The 18,322-nt window shown below is 39.7% G+C and carries 11 protein-coding genes and 2 pseudogenes; all 13 read left to right on the top strand.

The window, feature by feature from the left end; translation table 11 throughout:
* Positions 1 to 781: 781 nt before the first annotated feature.
* Positions 782 to 2,422, top strand: a complete 1,641-nt coding sequence (locus ACTRWE_RS17125) for a TonB-dependent receptor (protein WP_462880390.1) — start codon at positions 782 to 784, stop codon at positions 2,420 to 2,422.
* 33 nt (positions 2,423 to 2,455) lie between these two features.
* Positions 2,456 to 3,466: pseudogene (locus tag ACTRWE_RS17120) on the top strand (TonB-dependent receptor domain-containing protein); the annotation flags it as partial.
* Between the two features lie 73 nt (positions 3,467 to 3,539).
* Complete coding sequence (locus tag ACTRWE_RS17115; protein WP_024600785.1) at positions 3,540 to 4,316, top strand: family 16 glycosylhydrolase; 777 nt, start codon at positions 3,540 to 3,542, stop codon at positions 4,314 to 4,316.
* A gap of 50 nt (positions 4,317 to 4,366) precedes the next feature.
* Complete coding sequence (locus ACTRWE_RS17110; protein WP_462880389.1) at positions 4,367 to 6,895, top strand: glycoside hydrolase family 3 protein; 2,529 nt, start codon at positions 4,367 to 4,369, stop codon at positions 6,893 to 6,895.
* Between the two features lie 133 nt (positions 6,896 to 7,028).
* Positions 7,029 to 8,012, top strand: coding sequence for a sensor histidine kinase (locus tag ACTRWE_RS17105; protein ID WP_462880388.1), 984 nt, complete (start codon positions 7,029 to 7,031; stop codon positions 8,010 to 8,012).
* Positions 8,012 to 8,806: a LytR/AlgR family response regulator transcription factor gene (locus ACTRWE_RS17100; RefSeq protein ID WP_462880387.1), complete on the top strand. Its 795-nt coding sequence runs from the start codon at positions 8,012 to 8,014 to the stop codon at positions 8,804 to 8,806. The genes ACTRWE_RS17105 and ACTRWE_RS17100 overlap by 1 nt, the downstream gene beginning before the upstream one ends.
* Positions 8,807 to 9,378: 572 nt before the next feature.
* Positions 9,379 to 10,554: an exo-beta-N-acetylmuramidase NamZ family protein gene (locus ACTRWE_RS17095; protein WP_462880386.1), complete on the top strand. Its 1,176-nt coding sequence runs from the start codon at positions 9,379 to 9,381 to the stop codon at positions 10,552 to 10,554.
* Between the two features lie 10 nt (positions 10,555 to 10,564).
* On the top strand, positions 10,565 to 12,223 hold the full coding sequence (gene pbp4b, locus ACTRWE_RS17090) for a penicillin binding protein PBP4B (RefSeq protein ID WP_462880385.1): 1,659 nt from the start codon (positions 10,565 to 10,567) through the stop codon (positions 12,221 to 12,223).
* An 80-nt stretch (positions 12,224 to 12,303) separates the two neighbouring features.
* Complete coding sequence (locus ACTRWE_RS17085) at positions 12,304 to 13,680, top strand: Na+/H+ antiporter NhaC family protein (RefSeq protein ID WP_462880384.1); 1,377 nt, start codon at positions 12,304 to 12,306, stop codon at positions 13,678 to 13,680.
* A 567-nt stretch (positions 13,681 to 14,247) separates the two neighbouring features.
* Positions 14,248 to 14,823, top strand: a complete 576-nt coding sequence (locus ACTRWE_RS17080; RefSeq protein WP_462880383.1) for a hypothetical protein — start codon at positions 14,248 to 14,250, stop codon at positions 14,821 to 14,823.
* On the top strand, positions 14,820 to 15,413 hold the full coding sequence (locus ACTRWE_RS17075; RefSeq protein ID WP_462880382.1) for a hypothetical protein: 594 nt from the start codon (positions 14,820 to 14,822) through the stop codon (positions 15,411 to 15,413). The genes ACTRWE_RS17080 and ACTRWE_RS17075 overlap by 4 nt, the downstream gene beginning before the upstream one ends.
* A 620-nt stretch (positions 15,414 to 16,033) precedes the next feature.
* Positions 16,034 to 17,776 carry a hypothetical protein gene (locus ACTRWE_RS17070; protein WP_462880381.1) on the top strand — a complete coding sequence of 581 codons (1,743 nt, stop codon included), beginning with the start codon at positions 16,034 to 16,036 and terminating at the stop codon, positions 17,774 to 17,776.
* Positions 17,760 to 18,322, top strand: a pseudogene (locus ACTRWE_RS17065) (hypothetical protein); the annotation flags it as partial. The gene ACTRWE_RS17070 and the pseudogene ACTRWE_RS17065, both read left to right, overlap by 17 nt.

The following is an 18,322-nucleotide window of genomic DNA, read 5'->3' as shown; positions in this document are numbered from 1 at the left end:
TAAATAAGCCGACATTAAGTCGGTTTTTTTGTGCCTGAAATAAATCAAAGCGTGAATATGGGAAAGTAGCAAGCTACGAACCAAACGGTCGGAGGTTCACTCTTAGAAGATACGTCCTGCGCCCACCACTTTCTATTACTATTAAGGTTAATAGAAAAGAAACCGACGAAAGTCGGTTTTTTTATGTCTGAAATTTGAGAAAGCTTTCAGATATCAGTTAAACCTAATGATACATACTGCCAAATCTTCCATTCAGTCACTTCTCTAAAAGCGCAGCGCCTCTTAACCTCTTTGTTAATAACGCCCTTAAAAACTTAAATGCACAAAGAGAAATGAAAGAGGGGTAAATGAGAAGTTCAAAATCACCATGAGTATTTAAACGCCTGTAAGCTACGGTCTATAAATAATATCACCACAACGTTTTAATGTAGACGAAGAGCTTGCTTGCTCACGTAGATGTGCCGTTTCCTCTAGCTACGAACAGGCAGTCATAGGTTAACCCTTACAAGAGATATCCTGCGTCTACCGCTTTTATAAATAAGCCGACACTAAGTCGGTTTTTTTGTGTCTGAAATAGAATCAAAAGGCTAGACTACGAAGAAAATATTCGAGATTTATCTAGTTTTGGCTTCATAAATTAGAGATCAATTTCGGTTTGTATTATATCTAACTCGCCTTGGCGTATTTGACTAGTATTAAAAATAAGCCGTATGGATACTATAAGACTGTTAAATAAAAGTAACAAAGTTTAACGTTTACACACACATCCAAAAGGTCAAACATGCACACAATAAATAAAACAGCACTATCAATAGCCGTTGCGTTGGCTTGTTCAATGCCATTGAATGCTCAAGAAGCTTCTACGGATAAAGAGCAAGCGTCAGAAAAAGAAACAGTTTCATTAGAAATCATTTCGGTAACAGCAACTAAGCGCAAAACAAGATTAATGGAAACACCTGTTGCCATTACAGCATTAACTGAAGCCGAGCTGAAAAGAAACGGTGTTAATAGCGTTAAGGATATTGCTAACTTAGTCCCTGGCTTAGATATTTCAACTGCAACAGATCAAGCTGCGCCGGTTATTTCAATGCGAGGTGTACGCTCTACCAATATTACTGAGCTTGGCGATCCGGCTGTGGGTGTTCACCTTGATGGTATTTACTCACCACGTATGCAAGGTGCCCTTGCATTGATGTACGACATAGACAGAGTTGAAGCTCTAAGGGGCCCACAAGGCACTCTATTTGGTCGTAACTCAACGGTGGGTAGTATTAATGTTATTTCAGCAAAGCCAGAGTTTACCGGTTTATATGGCAACGTCAGTATTGAAGCGGGAAACTTTAATAGTAAAAATATTGATGCAGTCTTAAATATTCCTATTAATGATGAATTTGCCGTTAGGTTTTCAGGAAAAGGCTTGAAACGGGATTCTTATTTAGAAGGGTATTACGATCCTAACCAATATGACTCAAGACGATTAAGCGACGATATTCTTAATGCGCCAGTAATCTCTGAAGACTCTTATCAAGGCGTGGGTCAAACAATTACCCAACGAGAAAACTGGTGGATAGATGGCGCTGGCACAGATCCAGAAGCGCAAAAAGTTCGCGCGCTAACACCGGCTGATAAAAGCAATTTTTACAATAATGCTGATGAATATTCATTTAGAATTAGCACCTTGTGGGAGCCTTTGGACGGCAATTTTTCAAACCACACTGTTTTTCAAAAGTATGTAAATGACAGCAATAACAACCTAGATTTAGTTAACTGCGATAAAATTCGTGGCAGAAGTGCTGAACTAGGGGGAGACTGCACTAACTTTTTACCCAGCGATAATACTTATCAGGCGGTTGTAAATGTGCCCGGTAAGCTTAATTTAGATATCACGTACTTAAGAAACACCCTTAATTACAACATAAACGATGAATATTCACTTGTCTGGTTATTGGGCTATGAAGATATGGAACGCTCTTCAGCACAAGATAGTGAAGTAGGTTTAGACCCTTGGGATGGCGCAACTTACTTTTTAGACGGCACTGGCGCAGAGTCTTTTTCAACTGAGCTGCAAATACAATCTGATGAATATGGCGACTTTATCTGGATTGCAGGTATTAATTACTTTCATGAAAGAACAAAAACCTTAGGTTATTACGATAATCCTATGGATGACAAAGCGTTTTGGGATCAACCCGATCGTTCTACCGACGCCCTCGCATTATTTGGTCAAGGTACATACAACTTAACTGAAAAGTTACACCTAACACTTGGCTATCGATTTAGTGATGAAACAAAAGAAGATAAAGGCGGAAAAACCTATCGCTGTTCTAATGCTGATGGCTGCGCCGTAGGTTGGTTAAATAGAACTGATTTAAATAACCTCCCTGTTGACTACTACGAAGATCCTTCTATTTATGCGTCATAATTTGAAAACGACAATAAGGGAAGTTGGAAACACCATGATTTTCGTGTTGGTTTAGATTATGACATTTCACCTGAAACCATGGTTTATACCTATCTTGCCAGTGGCTTTAAAGCCGGTGGTATTGGTGATGTTTACGAAGTGGTAAATGACAGAACCGGTGACGTTACTCGTTTTGAAACCAAGTTCGACCCAGAAGAAGTACTAACATGGGAATTGGGTGCTAAATCGAGCTTTTTTGATAACTCATTAAACCTAAAAGCCGCATTTTTCTACACAGATTACACCGACATGCAATACGCATCAGTGGGCTCTATTGGTAACGTAGAGCGTTTATCTGTGGTAGAAGATGAAGATGGCTCTCCTGTTTTAGACGGGAATGGCGAGCCTGTACTCGATTTTCAAAACAAGCCAGTTATAGCTTACTACACACAAAATGTCCCTGGCTCAACAATAAAAGGGATTGAGCTTGAGTTTGATTGGAAGCCGTATCCAAATGGTCGAATTAGTGGTTACGTAACGTGGACTGATGCAAAAGTTACTGAAGATTGGAATACTAAATGGGATTACGACGCGGAGTATCTGTTTGATATTTCTTATGAAGAATCAAAAAATCCTGAAAATACCCTGTTAGCTACCAATCTTAAGGGGAATAATTTAGCAATGACCCCTGAGTTTACCGCCAATATCAGTTACACACATACACTCAACTTAGGAGAGTATGGTTTTGTTCACGCATGGTTAAATGCCAGTTGGAAAGATGAGTCGTACTCAACGGTATGGAATGTTGATAAACATTTAGATGACATGGATTTTCAAGTGCCAGATGAAGCAACAAAATATATCGATGATAGCCGCGATGCGTTTGCCGTATTTAACGCCTCTATTAAGTATGAGCCGCAAGGACAAAACTGGTTTGCAGAAGTGTTTGTTAATAATGCTTCAGATGAAACTATTCAATACTGGAATAATACTGGTAAGGGGATCCCAAAAGGCAGCTTTGGTATGCCGAGATACTACGGTATGAGAGCGGGTTTTTCATTCTAAATAACCGAGTAAAAGTTACCCTCCTACAGGCTAAAGTACTGTAGGAGGTGCTTGATTAAATAAGGATTTAATAATGAAAACGAAGTTAATTTCAACCTTAGTTGCTGGCCTTATAGTTATTTCACCCGCCACATACGCTAACTATTTTAAAGACGATTTTTCGTGGGGATTTGACACAACTCTTTGGAGTGCACGTAGTGGCGATAATGGCTCACCTTTTGGCTGCGAATTTGTCCCAAGAATGATTAACCCAAGTCAACACGGCATCACCCTTTCTCTATCACAAGGTGCATGTGCTGAGCTGCAAAGTAATCACTTTTATAGTTTTGGTAAGGTACAAGGCAGTGTTAAGTCGGGCAATATCGCCGGTACCGTGTCTTCTATTTTTACTTATACCTCATGGTGGGATTCGCCAGGACGCGCATGGCAAGAAATAGATATCGAACTATTACCTTCTTTAGGCAATGTTGTTCATACCAATGTGATTTACCAGCCCCAAGGAGGCACTTATCAAAGTTGGGAAAAGGATATCGATTTAAGCCAGTTTGGGCTTGATTATAGAGAAAACTTATTAACCATTGGCTTTGATTGGTCAAGCTCATCAATTCGTTGGTATCTGTACGACTCACAAGGAAACGAGAAAACAATTAGAGTGATGTACAAAGACAATGGGGATGGCGTAATAGCCGATAATGAAATTCCCGGCTATGCATGGCCAATTGATAAAACAAAAATAATGATTAACCAGTGGAATGGTGACAACTCGACTCAAGGGAATTACTTTCCGGGTCAATACTACGACAGCCCTTCATGGGCATATTATGATTTTATTGAATATATTCCACACTAAATTAATCAGTCCGTATTTTATAAAACAGTATTTAATCTCGAAGGTTTTAAATGTCGAAAATAAAACACCCTAAATTATTACTTTGCTTATTGCCTGTTTTTGGCATGTTCAACTGTCAAAATGTATTGAGTGCAGACAATCAGCAAGTTAACTGGCCTTATGTTAATACGCAACTTAAGCGTGATCCAGCCGTTGAAAAACAGATTGATAAATTGCTCGCAACAATGACTTTAGAGCAAAAAGTTGCGCAAATGATCCAGCCAGAAATTGGTTATTTAAGTGTAGAGCAAATGAAAAAGTATGGATTTGGCTCTTATCTAAATGGCGGAAATACTGCGCCTTACGGAAATAAACGAGCGGATCAAGCTACTTGGTTAAAATACGCAGATGAAATGTACCTAGCCTCTATGGATTCGACCATAGATGGTATTGCGATCCCGACAGTATGGGGAACCGATGCCATGCATGGGCATAGTAATGTGTATGGCGCTACGTTATTTCCGCACAATATTGGCTTAGGAGCTGCGCATGATGCTGATTTAATTAAACGCATAGGCCAAGCAACAGCAAAGGAAGTATCTGCCACAGGGATTGAATGGAGTTTTGCGCCTACTGTTGCTGTAGTCAGAGATGATCGCTGGGGCAGAACTTATGAAAGTTACTCAGAAGACCCTGAATTAGTTAGGTTGTATGCAGGTAGTATGGTGACCGGTATTCAAGGTGACATAGGCGCTGACTTTTTAAAAGGCAGTAACCGTATTGCCACCGCTAAGCACTTTGTGGGTGATGGTGGCACTGAGCGAGGCGTTGATCGCGGAAATACACTTATCGATGAAAAAGGATTAAGAGATATTCACAGCGCAGGTTATTTTTCGGCTATTAATGAAGGCGTGCAATCAGTGATGGCATCCTTTAATAGTTGGAATGGCAAACGTGTACATGGCGATAAGCATTTATTAACGGATGTACTTAAAAACCAACTTGGTTTTGATGGGTTCGTTGTAAGCGATTGGAATGCGCATAAGTTTGTAGAAGGCTGCGATTTAGAGCAATGCGCCCAAGCCATAAACGCAGGTGTTGATGTAATCATGGTGCCAGAGCATTTTGAAGCCTTTTATCATAATACTGTTAAGCAAGTGAAAGAGGGGGTAATAGCCGAATCAAGAATAAACGATGCGGTTAGACGCTTTTTAAGGGCTAAAATCCGCTGGGGGGTGTTTACAAAGGGTAAACCATCAGCACGACCTGAATCACAACACCCGCAGTGGTTAGGCGCTAATGAGCATCGTACTTTGGCAAGAGAAGCGGTTCGCAAGTCACTCGTTCTATTAAAAAACAACGAAAACGTTTTGCCAATTAAAGCGCATAGTCGCATCTTAGTTGCCGGTAAAGGCGCCAATGCAATCAATATGCAAGCAGGTGGCTGGAGCGTTTCTTGGCAGGGCACAGACAATACTAATAGCGACTTTCCAAATGCGACCTCTATTTATGCAGGTTTAAAGTCGCAAGTATTAAAAGCAGGCGGTGAAATAAGCTTAAGTGAGTCTGGTGAATATAAAACCAAGCCAGATGTAGCCATTGTTGTTATTGGTGAAGAACCTTATGCTGAGTGGTTTGGTGATATAGAAATGCTAGAGTTTCAGCATGAAAGCAAACACGCTCTTGCACTGCTGAAAAAACTTAAGGCAGACAATATTCCGGTAGTGACCGTATTTTTAAGTGGTCGCCCGCTTTGGGTCAATAAAGAGCTCAATGCATCTGATGCCTTTGTTGCTGCTTGGCTACCAGGCTCTGAGGGAGAGGGGGTTGCAGACGTATTATTAACAGATAAAAACGGTAACAGCCAGTTTGATTTTACCGGTAAGTTGAGTTTTTCATGGCCTAAATACGACGACCAATTTAGCCTTAACTTAGGCGATGTAAATTACGACCCGCTCTTTGCCTATGGCTACGGGCTAACTTATCATGACACAATAAACATACCTGTTGTGAGTGAAACTACAAGCCCTAAAAAAATCGTTAAAAGCGATGCACACCCATTGTTTGTAAAAAGTTTAGCTAAAAATCTCACTTGGGCGTTAGCTGATACAACAGCAAAGGTTTTAACTAGTGGTTCATCGGCCACCAGTGGCGATAAAAAAAGTTTGTTAATGCAATCGGTTAATTTATCGTATCAAGAGGATGCAAGGCAGTTTAAGTGGCAATCTCAATCCTCAGATGCAACGCTTAGCCTAAGTTACTTAAAACCTACGCTACTCGAACGCAAATTTAAATCAGGTTACCTTGAACTAAAGATGCGATTAGATAAAGCTCCAGAGCAAGGTGCTCAGTTACAAGTAATGTGTAATTTAGATAACTGTTTAAGAAGTATTGATTTTTCATCGTTTGAAAAAACAATGGCAGATAAGCGCTGGCATACTTTATCAATCGCACTCAATTGCGCCGATAGCGAACTGATTGAACAATCCATGTCAGATGTAATTCGTATTTCAGCTCAGCGTTTAAGTTTAGCAGTTGCAGATATCGCGTTGACTGCAAAACCTAATAATGACGCATTATCAATCACGTGCTCAAAATAAATAAGGCAAAGGCAGTTGATAATAAGTAAGCTATTCAACTGCCTTTAAAGTTGGACGTATTAATTTGAATTCCAAAAATCCCAGAAGTCATCTTTTCTGGTTGTTTCAGAGCTGCGGTTGGATTGTGTATGCAATGCTGACCGAGCTAATGATAAAAATACCAAGCGACGAGCCATGGTCGATACACATTCCGCATTTAATTATTGATGTAGCGTGTGGCTTTTTAATCACCTTGCTTTTAAGAAGGGCTTATAACTGCTCAAATAGGCAAGGGATTAAAGTTAAAATAGCACTGCATCTGGTGCTGCTGTTAACTGCCACATTAATCTGGACACAAATTAAATGGGCGTCTTTGCAGTGGTTATATGGCAATTGGTGGCTTTCAATGACATGGTTTGACTTTGGTACATGGACGTCTGCATCGTTAACTATGCTTTCAACGTGGACTGCTTTTTATTACGGGATCAAAATATATCTCGACAATTTAGAGCAAACTCAAAAAGCCGCAGAAGCGACACACCTTGCTAAAGAATCACAGCTTAAAATGCTTCGATATCAGCTTAATCCGCACTTTATGTTTAACAGCATTAATGCTATTTGCACCTTAATCTTAAAAAAAGAAAGTGTGCAGGCAGTGAATATGCTCGAAAAACTGTGTGATCTTCTGCGCCATAGTTTGTATACCGATCCGCTTGAAAAAGTAGCGATTAAAGAAGAAATTGCCATTTTAAAAACTTACTTAGATATAGAGCAATGTCGATTTACTGACCGGTTAGAGGTTAATATTAACGTTGATGAACCATGCAACGATTTATTAATACCTTCTTTATTAATTCAACCATTGGTAGAAAACGCGTTAAAACATGGTATGCGAGCAGATCAAAAAATGGTGATCACAATTAAAGTTGAAAAAACAAAAACCGCATTGCTCATTAAAGTTGCAGATACTGGTAAAGGGTTTGACGATAATAAAAAATCGAAAAGGGGCATTGGCTTGGCTAATTGCGAGCAACGCTTAAAATTAATGTATGGAAATAGCCATCGCATTGAGAAAGGCAATGCCAAATTAGGCGGCGCATGGCTTTGTATTTCTCTTCCTATTAATGGTTTGCAATAATGATTCAATTAAAAACATTACTTGTTGACGATGAATACAGCGCTATTGAAGGGTTGCGTATTCGTTTAGAGGCCTTTGCTGAAATTGAAGTGATTGGCAGTGCACAAAGTGTTGATGAAGCTATTAAAGTACTTAACAAACATGACGTTGATTTAGTGTTTCTAGATATAGAAATGCCAACAAAATCAGGCTTTGAACTAATTAAATATTTTCAACCAGAAAGCTGTCCAGCGGTTATTTTTGTTACTGCGTTTCACCAGCATGCCGTGAAAGCATTTGAGGTAAGAGCCCTTGACTACTTACTCAAGCCCGTTAAGTTAGCTCGCCTTGCAGAAGCCATAGAAAGGGTAGTAAAAACAGAGCAACTCCACAGAAAAAACACATTGATTGAAGTACACCAATCGCTGATAGAAAACGAACATCAAGAATTAGAAAGCTCAAAAAACTCAGAATATAAATTTGAAGCCGAAAACTTAGTCATCCAAGATGCTAAAAACCCAATTCAAATAATTCCGTTTAAAGATATTTTATGGATCGACGCCGCAGGCGATTATATGTGTGTTCATACACTGATAGAAACCTATGTAATGCGAGCGCGTTTAAAAGATCTTGAAAAAAACACCTTACCAGAAGACTTCTTACGCATACATAAATCAACCATTGTTAATTTAAGCCATATCAAACAGCTCAACCCATTACGTAATTCTGAATATATGGCGGTGTTAGATAACGAAAAAACACTCAAGGTAAGTAGAACGTACAGTAAAAACTTAAAGAGCTTAATAAAACAATAACGGTGGTTTTTTGGTAACACCACCGCCAATATTTTTAATGTGGACGTAGAGCTTACTTACGTTAGAAACACAGCTTCTGATTTATAAAGTTTTAATCACTTCTCTAAAAGCGCAGCGCCTCTTAATCTCTTTGTGAATAACGCCCTTAAAAACCTAAATGCACAAAGAGAAGTGAAAGAGGAGTAAATGAGACGTTCAAAATCACCATGAGTATTTAAACACCAGCAAGCTACATTCTACAAATAATATCACCGCAATTTTTCAATGTGGACGTAGAGCTTACTCACGTTAGAAACACAGTTTCTCATTGCTAAAACCTAAAACCTGCGCGAGGTAAACTCCCGCCTACAATATAAAAATTGCGTTTGCAAAAGGCTCGGTGTTTTATTTTTATTACCTGACCGCTGACCGCTGACCGCTGACCGCTGACCGCTGACCGCTGACCGCTGACCGCTGACCGCTGACCGCTGACCGCTGACCGCTGACCGCTGACCGCTAATTCTTAAAACCTAAGCTGCTCTTTATACTTAGCTATGTTATTTTAAATGCCTTGTTTAAAAGGATCTTGCTGTATGTTTAAAACCGTATTTTTTATATTCTTATTTATTTTAAGCGCACTTTTTACTGTTACCGCACACGCAAATGAGGCTAAACATTCAATAACAGTAGGTGCAGAACAGTTTGCTTTGTACTTACCGCAATTAAAAAATAAACGTGTAGGGCTGGTGGTTAATCAAACTTCTGTCGTGGGGCAAACGCATTTAGTTGATAGCTTGCTGGCTAAAAACATCAACATCACTAAAATTTTTGCACCTGAGCATGGCTTTCGAGGCGATCATGATGCGGGAGCACATGTTAAAAACGCCGTTGATAGCAAAACCGGTATTCCACTGATTTCTATTTACGGTAAAAACAAAAAACCAAGCGCCAAGGTGCTTAGCGATGTTGATATCATTATTTTTGATATTCAAGATGTGGGCGTACGTTTTTATACTTACATTAGCTCTATGCATTACATGATGGAGGCTGCGGCTGAACAAGGTGTTGAGTTTATAGTCCTTGATAGGCCAAATCCTAATATTAGCCATATTGACGGGCCAATTTTAGAACCGCAGTTTAAATCGTTTGTGGGTATGCACCCAATCCCTGTATTACACGGTATGACGGTAGGCGAGCTGGCTAAAATGATCAAAGGCGAGGGCTGGATCAATCAAGCTGCTAATTTACAACTGAGCGTGATCAGTGTTGCTCATTACACCCGCACCAGTCGTTATAGCTTGCCGGTAAAACCAAGCCCTAATTTACCCAACGATCAATCAATAGCGCTGTATCCGTCGTTGTGCTTTTTTGAAGCAACCCCTGTTAGCATAGGTAGAGGAACTGACTTTGCATTTCAGGTTATTGGTTATTCACCAGTAGCACTTGGGGACTTTAGCTTTACCCCGCGTTCAATAAAAGGCGCAGCGCTTAATCCTAAATTTAAAGACCAAATGGTGAAAGGGATTGATTTACGCCATAGTAATATCACAGGCTTAAACTTAAATTATTTAATTAATGCTTACCAGCAGCTTACACAGGCTAAGCAGGTGTTTTTTGAACGTGCCGATTTTATGGATAAACTCGCAGGAACTGATCAGCTCAGACTTGCCATAGAAGCGGGGCGAACAGCTGAGGAAATTAAGCAAAGTTGGCAAGCGGGGCTTGAGCAATTTAAACAGCAAAGAGCGCCTTATTTGCTCTACCAATAAAGGAATGAGTGTGTATTTAAATTTTTCCGTGTTAGCAAAGCGTACTTTTTTTAACGCACTGACAATTACGCTTTGCTTTATTATTACCGGTTGCAGTGGCGCAAGCAGTGCAATTAAATCTCAGCGCCCGTTTATTCCTAATCAAATACAGAGCCTCGCTAATGCGCAAGTTATTGCTACCTTTCCTGAGTCCAACCCCAGTAGCCGAGAATATGTAAATAATCGTGGGACCTTTAAAGCGTATAAAGGGCGCGGGCAATTATTACTACAAAATGAAAGCGCCTTAAGTGCCGATATTTATATTAATAATAAAAAGTTAGCGCTTGATACCCTGCAAAAAAATACTGAGTATGCCTTTAATTTAGGGCAGTACACTCACAACGGAGTTAACACTTTTAAGGTTGATAACATTCAACCTGCTGACGGCAGTTTAACGCTGCGATTTGCCTTTGCTACTCTAAATAGCTCAGCGGCTAAAACCATTGATTTTAGTGCGGTAGATAAGCTAATAGAAAAAGATGTAAGTGCGGGCTTTCCTGGTGCGGTACTAGCGATTGTTAAAGCGGGTAAGATATTAAAATTAACCGCTTATGGTGATGCCAAGCAATATCAGCAAAATGACTTAATGTTGTTACGCCCAGAGCCTATGCAAACAAATACACTCTTTGATTTAGCCTCAAACACAAAGATATTTGCCACTAACTTTGCACTAATGAAGCTTGTGAGCGAAGGGCGATTAAATATAAATAACAGAGTGAGTGATTACCTAACAGAATACCAAGGCGATGGACGAGAGCTGCGCCAAGTTAAAGATTTACTCACTCATAAAGCCGGTTATCCGCCAGTGTTCGACTTTCATCGAAAAGATACCCGCTATGGCGAGTCGTTTTTTTCACAAGCCAGCGACACCACCAAACAATTACTGCTCACCAGCGTGCCACTAGCTAGCGAGCCAAGCGCCCAGCATGTTTACTCTGATATTGATTACATGATTTTAGGTGTTTTAATTGAGCGAATTAGCGGCCAACCTCTCGATGAATACCTAGAGCAGCATATTTACGCGCCTTTAAAACTCAATAACACCTTATTTAATCCGCTTAAAAAAGGTTTTAATCGTCAGCAGTTTGCTGCCACGGAGCTTAGCGGTAATACTCGAGATGGGCGTATTCATTTTGATAATATTCGCACCAATGTGCTACAAGGGCAGGTGCATGATGAGCGTGCTTTTTATTCACTTGATGGTGTAGCAGGCCATGCCGGACTATTTAGTAATGCCCCCGATTTAGCTGTGCTGTGCCAAGTGCTGCTTAACAAAGGTGGTTATGGCGATACGCAAATTTTTAACGCCAGTAGCTTAGCGCAATTTTTAACGCCACAAAGCAGTGATGAAACCTACGGCTTAGGTTTTCGTCTTGCAGGAAATAATCAAGCGCGGCGCTGGCACTTTGGCCCGTATGCCAGCGCTCAGGCCTATGGCCACACAGGGTGGACAGGCACAGTTACCGTGATTGATCCGGCTTACGATTTGGCCATTATTTTACTCACTAATGCGCGGCATACTCCTATTAAAGGCACTGAAAAGCGCTATCAATTTGTAGGGAAAGATTTTGAAACAGCGCAATACGGCTCTATTGTGTCGCTTGTTTATGAGGCATTATTAAATCAATAAGTGTTAGTAAGTGAATTAAGTGCTTATATCTATTAAGTTAAGTAAAGCGTCGTCATTATAAAAATAAATAAGGTTTGTTTATGCATTGGTATTCTATTTTACCGCCACTGATTGCCATTGCTATCGTGTTTTGGCGTAAAGAAGTGATTATGGCTCTTTTGGTGGCAGTGGCTTCATCAGAGTTTTTACTGGCCATTCAGGGCGAAGGAAATAGCGTATTTAATACATTTTTAAATACCATAGAGCGCATTATTTCGGTAGCAAGTTCCCCCGGTAATACCCGTATACTCATATTTAGTATTTTAATAGGCGCATTACTGGCCTATATTCGCGAGTCTGGCGGTGTTGCTGCTACCGTTAAGTTGCTAATGAACAAAGGTGTTGCTAAAAGTAAGCGCCAAGTAGGCTTTTTAACTATGTTTACCGGCGTAGCGGTATTTATAGAGTCAAACTTAAGTGTGCTTACCTCGGGTATTTTATCTCGCGGCCTGTTCGACAAATTTAAAATGAGCCGCGCGCGTTTAGCTTATATAATCGATAGCACCAGCGCCCCTGTATGTATTTTAATATTACTAAACGGCTGGGGTGCATTTGTACTGGGCTTGTTAGGTAATTACGAATTAGGCGAGTCGGCCGTATCGGTGCTGTGGGGCAGTGTAGGCTATAACTTTTACGCCATAATCACCCTGATTATTGTTTTTTATACCATTGCGTTCGATAAAGTACACGGGCCAATGAAAGTAGCCGAGCAAAAGTTAGAGCTACAAAAAACCGAACTAAAAGAAGAAGTAAAAGGCTCTAAAGCACGCTTTATGCTAGTGCCATTGCTTACGCTAATTGTTAGCATGGTCGGTTTTATGTTTTACACCGGTAACGGCGTACTTGCCGAGGGCAGTGGTTCAAAATCGGTATTGTATGCCACGGTGTTGGCTATTGTTGTGGCTTATTGTTTAATGATTAGTTCGCGCCAGTTTACACACCATCAATTAGTCGATACCGGCTTTAAAGGCATGGGCGAATTACTTCCACTGGTAAGTATTGTATTGCTCTCGCTCACCTTGGGTGCAAGCTTAAAAGAGCTAGGTACAGGCGTGTTTGTGGCATCTTTGGTTGGCGATTACTTACCAATATATTTAATAGTGCCAGTGCTGTTTTTAACCGGTGCGGTTATGTCGTTTACTACAGGTACATCGTGGGGCACATTTGCCATACTTATCCCCATTGGCGTACCGCTTATTCAAGCGCTTGGTTTACCACCGTCATTGGTTGTAGGCGCTATTTTAGGTGGCGGCATATTTGGCGATCACTGCTCCCCTATATCTGACACCAGCGCAGTATCAGCCATTGCCTCAGGTTGTGATTTACTCACCCACGTTAAAACCCAGTTACCCTATGCATTAGTTGGCGGCGGCCTAACGTTTGTAGCTTACTTAGTAACGAGCTTAATTGTGTTGTAGGTTGGGTAGAGCGTAGCGAAACCCAACAAAGTGATTGAATTTAAAGCCTGCAAATCTGCAGGCTTTTTTGTCGCGCTGGCGACTGCAGCCAAAGAGGGGCTGCCGCTGACCCCTCTCTGGACTCTCCCAGCGCCACCCGAGCATCACGCTTAATCCTTCAAACCGTAATTGATGTGAACGTAAACGGCGAAGATAGGCCAACTTACGCATCCTTGTACGCTCCCCAGTTCGGCCATCCATGGCCTCTCGTTCAAAGCTACGCTTTTCACCCATGGCCTAGTTTAGCCTCATCGCGCATTGCCTACATGGACGTAGGTACTTAGGGTTTGTCGGGAACAAAATCCTGCCATGCGCGGTATTACTCATCAATTACTTATTCTCAGAGTATGATGACGGGGAAAGGGTGTTAAACGTAAGATTTGTGTTTGGTCTGGCAAGATGCAAAATCTGCTTCCAACTATATTCTCGCCATACTTACAAACAATAGATGCGGGGTTGACATGATGTATTGATAAGGGTACTTTTCTAGCGAATATAAATGGATATTTTAATACAAGGAATTAAGTTATGCCCGGATCAAACCTGTCTATTACTCCTCAAGAAAGAGCTCTATTTTTAGCTGAAAATTTGGAAGGCTTCTGGCTTAGTCGATTACGTAAAAAAGATCCAGTTGCTCGAATTGGTTATGCTTTATGGGTTTCAGATGTTGAAAATTTGAAAAGAGAGATCCGTCAAGGCTCTGCAGCTTTTTGGAATAATAAAGGTTTTGGTTATTGGGAGTTTATGGCGCGTTCGACAGTTGTAAATTTAGCTGTTGGATTAGAGCGAGGTGGATTCAGAGGTTCTTTTGTTGAAATGAGGCAGATGATTAAAAAGGTGGGTTTAGAGGTTGCTAAGCAGCACATAAAATATGTGCAGCATGATTATCAGGCTGGTAACATTGGTCAAATAAGAGGGCTGCTTAGCTTAAAGCAAATGGCAGATTATCATCATGATGCATTTAAGAAGTTTAATATTCCACCTAGTTTTTATGGTGGTACTTGGTTAGATAGTGTTCCAAATGATGCAGAGTTCCAGCTGTATGGTAATCTGTATTGCCATGATTGTGATAATGCTAATAATTACCAGAGACCAACCCAATGATTAAGTTTTTAGCCGTATTTCTTCTTACCTTTTTTCTCGGCGGGTGTAATGGGGGGAAATTTATCTGGCAGGGCTATTGTCTGCCAAATAAACAATTAACACCCGCAACATTATCTAGTGAAACTTCAAACGTAGATAAAAATTTTGATAGTGCAACTGATTATGGGCCCACGCTATTCTTTTCTGGGGAGGTAGTTGCTAAAGAAGTAGAAACATTTAAAGCATTCAGCCCTGACCCATTATTTGGTAAGTACCAACATAATATTCAAGTTAATTTGTCTCATAATGAAATAACATTAAATCCAGCTAGCATAGACGATTTGAGAGCAAGTGAACTAGACGGAATATATTTTGAAGACCTTAGTGATTACAATTGGAATGCATATAAAAAAGTAGGTGAAACATATGAGTTCTGGGGTAGCTGTATGCTCGATGGTAGTGGGATAAATAAGAAAGGCTATAGTTGTTTAAGGCAGCTTAAAGTTAATGGCATAATCTTAAGTTTTGATTTGGACTCTGTGAATGCGCATACTTATAAGCAAGTAGATGAGTTTCTTGTTGAGAAGCTTAACAATTGGCGATGTGATTGACGTTGCGCGATACTTTAATGGTTGTTTAAGTTTGCTTGCAGAAAAATTAATATTGGTAGAGTAATTTTTGGTAAATATTCAGCTTCACTTTGCACACTTTACCCCACCTCCAACTTGTCTGAGCGCTATGAGCAGGCCTTGGCTGGTGGTTTTTTGCTAACTATTGACTGGATAAATCCACGACCTACATTAAAACCTTATTCAAGGTTTTGTCGCGCTGGCGACTGCAGCCAAAGAGGGTCTGCCGCTGACCCCTCTCTGGACTCTCCCAGCGCCACCCGAGCATCACGCTTAATCCTTCAAACCGTAATTGATGTGAACGTAAACGGCGAAGATAGGCCATCCATGGCCTAGTTTCGCCTTAACGCGCATCCATGCGCGATATTACTCATCAATTACTTATTTTCAGGGCGTGATGACGGGGGAAGGATGTTAAACGATAGATTGTTTTTTGGTCTTAGCAAGATGCAAGGGCTGTTACGGCGAGTTTTAAAAATCAAATAAATAAGAGCTAACTCAGAGGCTTAGTTTAAAATGATGATACTTCTCTTCAATTGACTTGTGGTATCTGTCAATTTAAAGTGGGATTAGATACTAATCCTTAATTCAAAGGTTCTGCAATGGAACAGGCGGAAATAAAAGCAACTCTAGATGATGCGATAAAAAACGACACCTTACTTAAGGTTTTGAATGACTTGGATTTCAGAGATATTCGTAGTAAAGATAGCTTAGTCGCTGAAGAGTTGGCGTATCTCCACAATAATCAAACCTTGGATTTGAATGAGCAATTACTAAAGCTAACAAATCAAGAAAATAATTATAACTCTTCAAGTCTGACATTTGCCTATTGCTCTGCATTGCCCAAACTTGATACCACAGTGGTTGATATTATTAATGTATTCGTTCACTTAAAAGATGAGGAATTAGTTTATGGCGATTTTGAACAAGCCTATTTGTTGTTTTGCCAACAAAGTTTAGATCGTTGTAAAGCTGGTTTAAGTTTTATATTAGAGCAATCAGAAAATAGTTATCCTTTATTAGCTAATACAATAATGGCAGCTGCGAAACTCGACTCTTCATGGGTAATAGAACAGCTTTCGACACTGATCAAACACCAAAGTGTAGGTATTCGGTTACATATATATTCAGCTATAGGTCGGGTCTCATTGACTGATTTAAATATGCCCTCAGTTCGTCTGAAATTATTAGAAAGCGCTTTAAATATTGAAACAGATAGTTCTGAAAAATCTGAAATTTTTCGCTCAGCTTTTTTTATTGCTAAACAAACACCCACATTATGGCCTCAAGTCCAGTTATTGTTTGAACAATGTCTTCAAAAATATGAGCCTTTGGTAATACAAGAAGCTTCATACCTAGCAGCTTTTAATGGACAAGAGCTTCCTGATAGCGTCGTTACATATCTAATGCCTTATTTCAAAGATATAAAGCCAGCTCAATCTAAAACACTGGATCATTTGTCCTATTTTATTAGAAATGAAATTAATGGTGAGAAATGTTCCTTAGTAGAAGATTTACTTGAAACCCTACTTATAAAAAATAATGGCCTTAAAGTTAGCGATTTTCAACATCTAGACCATGAGCTTATGAAGGAGGTAAATTCAGACTTTCTAAATAGAATAGTTACAAAGTGGTTTCTAATGGGAGATATTCAACTGTGTTGTGCGTTGTATGATGTAATTACTAAAGGTGATAGAGACAGGACTGAACTCTCAATTGATGAGTCAGCTTTACCACTTACGGATAACGAGTTTCTGTTCTTGGTTAGAAAAACAGTTGGTTGGCTTTTTTATACCCCCGTTGCTGCTATTAGTTTTTTACTTTCTATTATTCCTCATACAAATGCAGATTTAAAAACGCAGATAACCCAATTGCTTTATGACCCATTGCTTCTTAGTTATACCGGGAAGGGCAAAGACTTCTTGATGAAAAAAATTGAGAATACTGATATTAGTACTCAGGCTCTTATTAAGCAGATTTTATCTGATTTAGAGCGCTATCAAGCAGATTTTAAAGACATTAAACTCGTAAAAGAACTAAGAGTCTCTCAAAAAGAAGTTAATATTTATTGGCAAGATTTTGAAGAGAAAATGTCTCAAAGTATGAGTGAAGCAAGGAAAGGCTCCATAGTTGATTTGATCGCTACAACACAAACTATTTTATATGGTAACGATGTTGTCACATCTTCTACTTTGGGAAATGAAAATCAACGAATAAAAAATACTATGCACTCAGTGCGTTATCCTTATGAAGTGCCAAAAATGAGTATAATTGATCCCGAAGGTTTAAATATTATGCTAAGAGTATTCCGTAATGAGAGGTTAGAAAATGAAATTGATTCTTAAGGAATATTTAGCATCGTTACGTGAGAGAGATGAATTAGATGTTGTATTACCGGACTTATTAAGTCAAATGGGGTTAAATGTTTTTATTTCTCCTTCTCGTGGTGGAAAAGAGTATGGTGTCGATGTTGCTGCAGTTGGAGCTATAAACAAAGATAAGAAAAAGGTCTACTTATTCTCTATTAAATCCGGAAACCTTACTAGTGAATCTTGGGATGGCAATCAAAAACAATCATTAAGACCATCATTGAATTTAATCCGAGACACTTTCATTAATAGTCGATTACCTCCAGAGTATCATGGTATCCCTATAGTAATATGTTTATGTTTTGGCGGGCAAGTGAGCTCTATTATTCGACAAGAAGTCTCTGGCTACATGACAAGCAATACGGATGAACGCATTTCTTTCGAAGAGTGGAATGGTGACAAAATAGCTGATTTGATTCTAGAAAATATGTTCAAAGAGGAGCTACTACCTAAGGAATGGCAATCTTACCTTAGAAAATCATTATCATTAGTTGAAGAGCCTGAAAGTTCAAGTCAACATTT

The organism is Pseudoalteromonas sp. G5_S1_54_S4 (genome assembly GCF_054968565.1).
The sequence above is the reverse complement of the archived record's forward strand: the minus strand, read 5'-3'. Positions and strand labels throughout refer to the sequence as shown.

Excerpts from the sequence above, each read along its gene's own strand:
- ACTRWE_RS17075 (WP_462880382.1), top strand. The coding sequence starts at position 14,820 with ATGATTAAGTTTTTAGCCGTATTTCTTCTTACCTTTTTTCTCGGCGGG.
- ACTRWE_RS17095 (WP_462880386.1), top strand. The coding sequence starts at position 9,379 with ATGTTTAAAACCGTATTTTTTATATTCTTATTTATTTTAAGCGCACTT.
- ACTRWE_RS17070 (WP_462880381.1), top strand. The coding sequence starts at position 16,034 with ATGGAACAGGCGGAAATAAAAGCAACTCTAGATGATGCGATAAAAAAC.
- ACTRWE_RS17110 (WP_462880389.1), top strand. The coding sequence starts at position 4,367 with ATGTCGAAAATAAAACACCCTAAATTATTACTTTGCTTATTGCCTGTT.
- ACTRWE_RS17100 (WP_462880387.1), top strand. The coding sequence starts at position 8,012 with ATGATTCAATTAAAAACATTACTTGTTGACGATGAATACAGCGCTATT.
- ACTRWE_RS17080 (WP_462880383.1), top strand. The coding sequence starts at position 14,248 with ATGCCCGGATCAAACCTGTCTATTACTCCTCAAGAAAGAGCTCTATTT.
- ACTRWE_RS17115 (WP_024600785.1), top strand. The coding sequence starts at position 3,540 with ATGAAAACGAAGTTAATTTCAACCTTAGTTGCTGGCCTTATAGTTATT.
- ACTRWE_RS17085 (WP_462880384.1), top strand. The coding sequence starts at position 12,304 with ATGCATTGGTATTCTATTTTACCGCCACTGATTGCCATTGCTATCGTG.
- ACTRWE_RS17105 (WP_462880388.1), top strand. The coding sequence starts at position 7,029 with ATGCTGACCGAGCTAATGATAAAAATACCAAGCGACGAGCCATGGTCG.
- ACTRWE_RS17125 (WP_462880390.1), top strand. The coding sequence starts at position 782 with ATGCACACAATAAATAAAACAGCACTATCAATAGCCGTTGCGTTGGCT.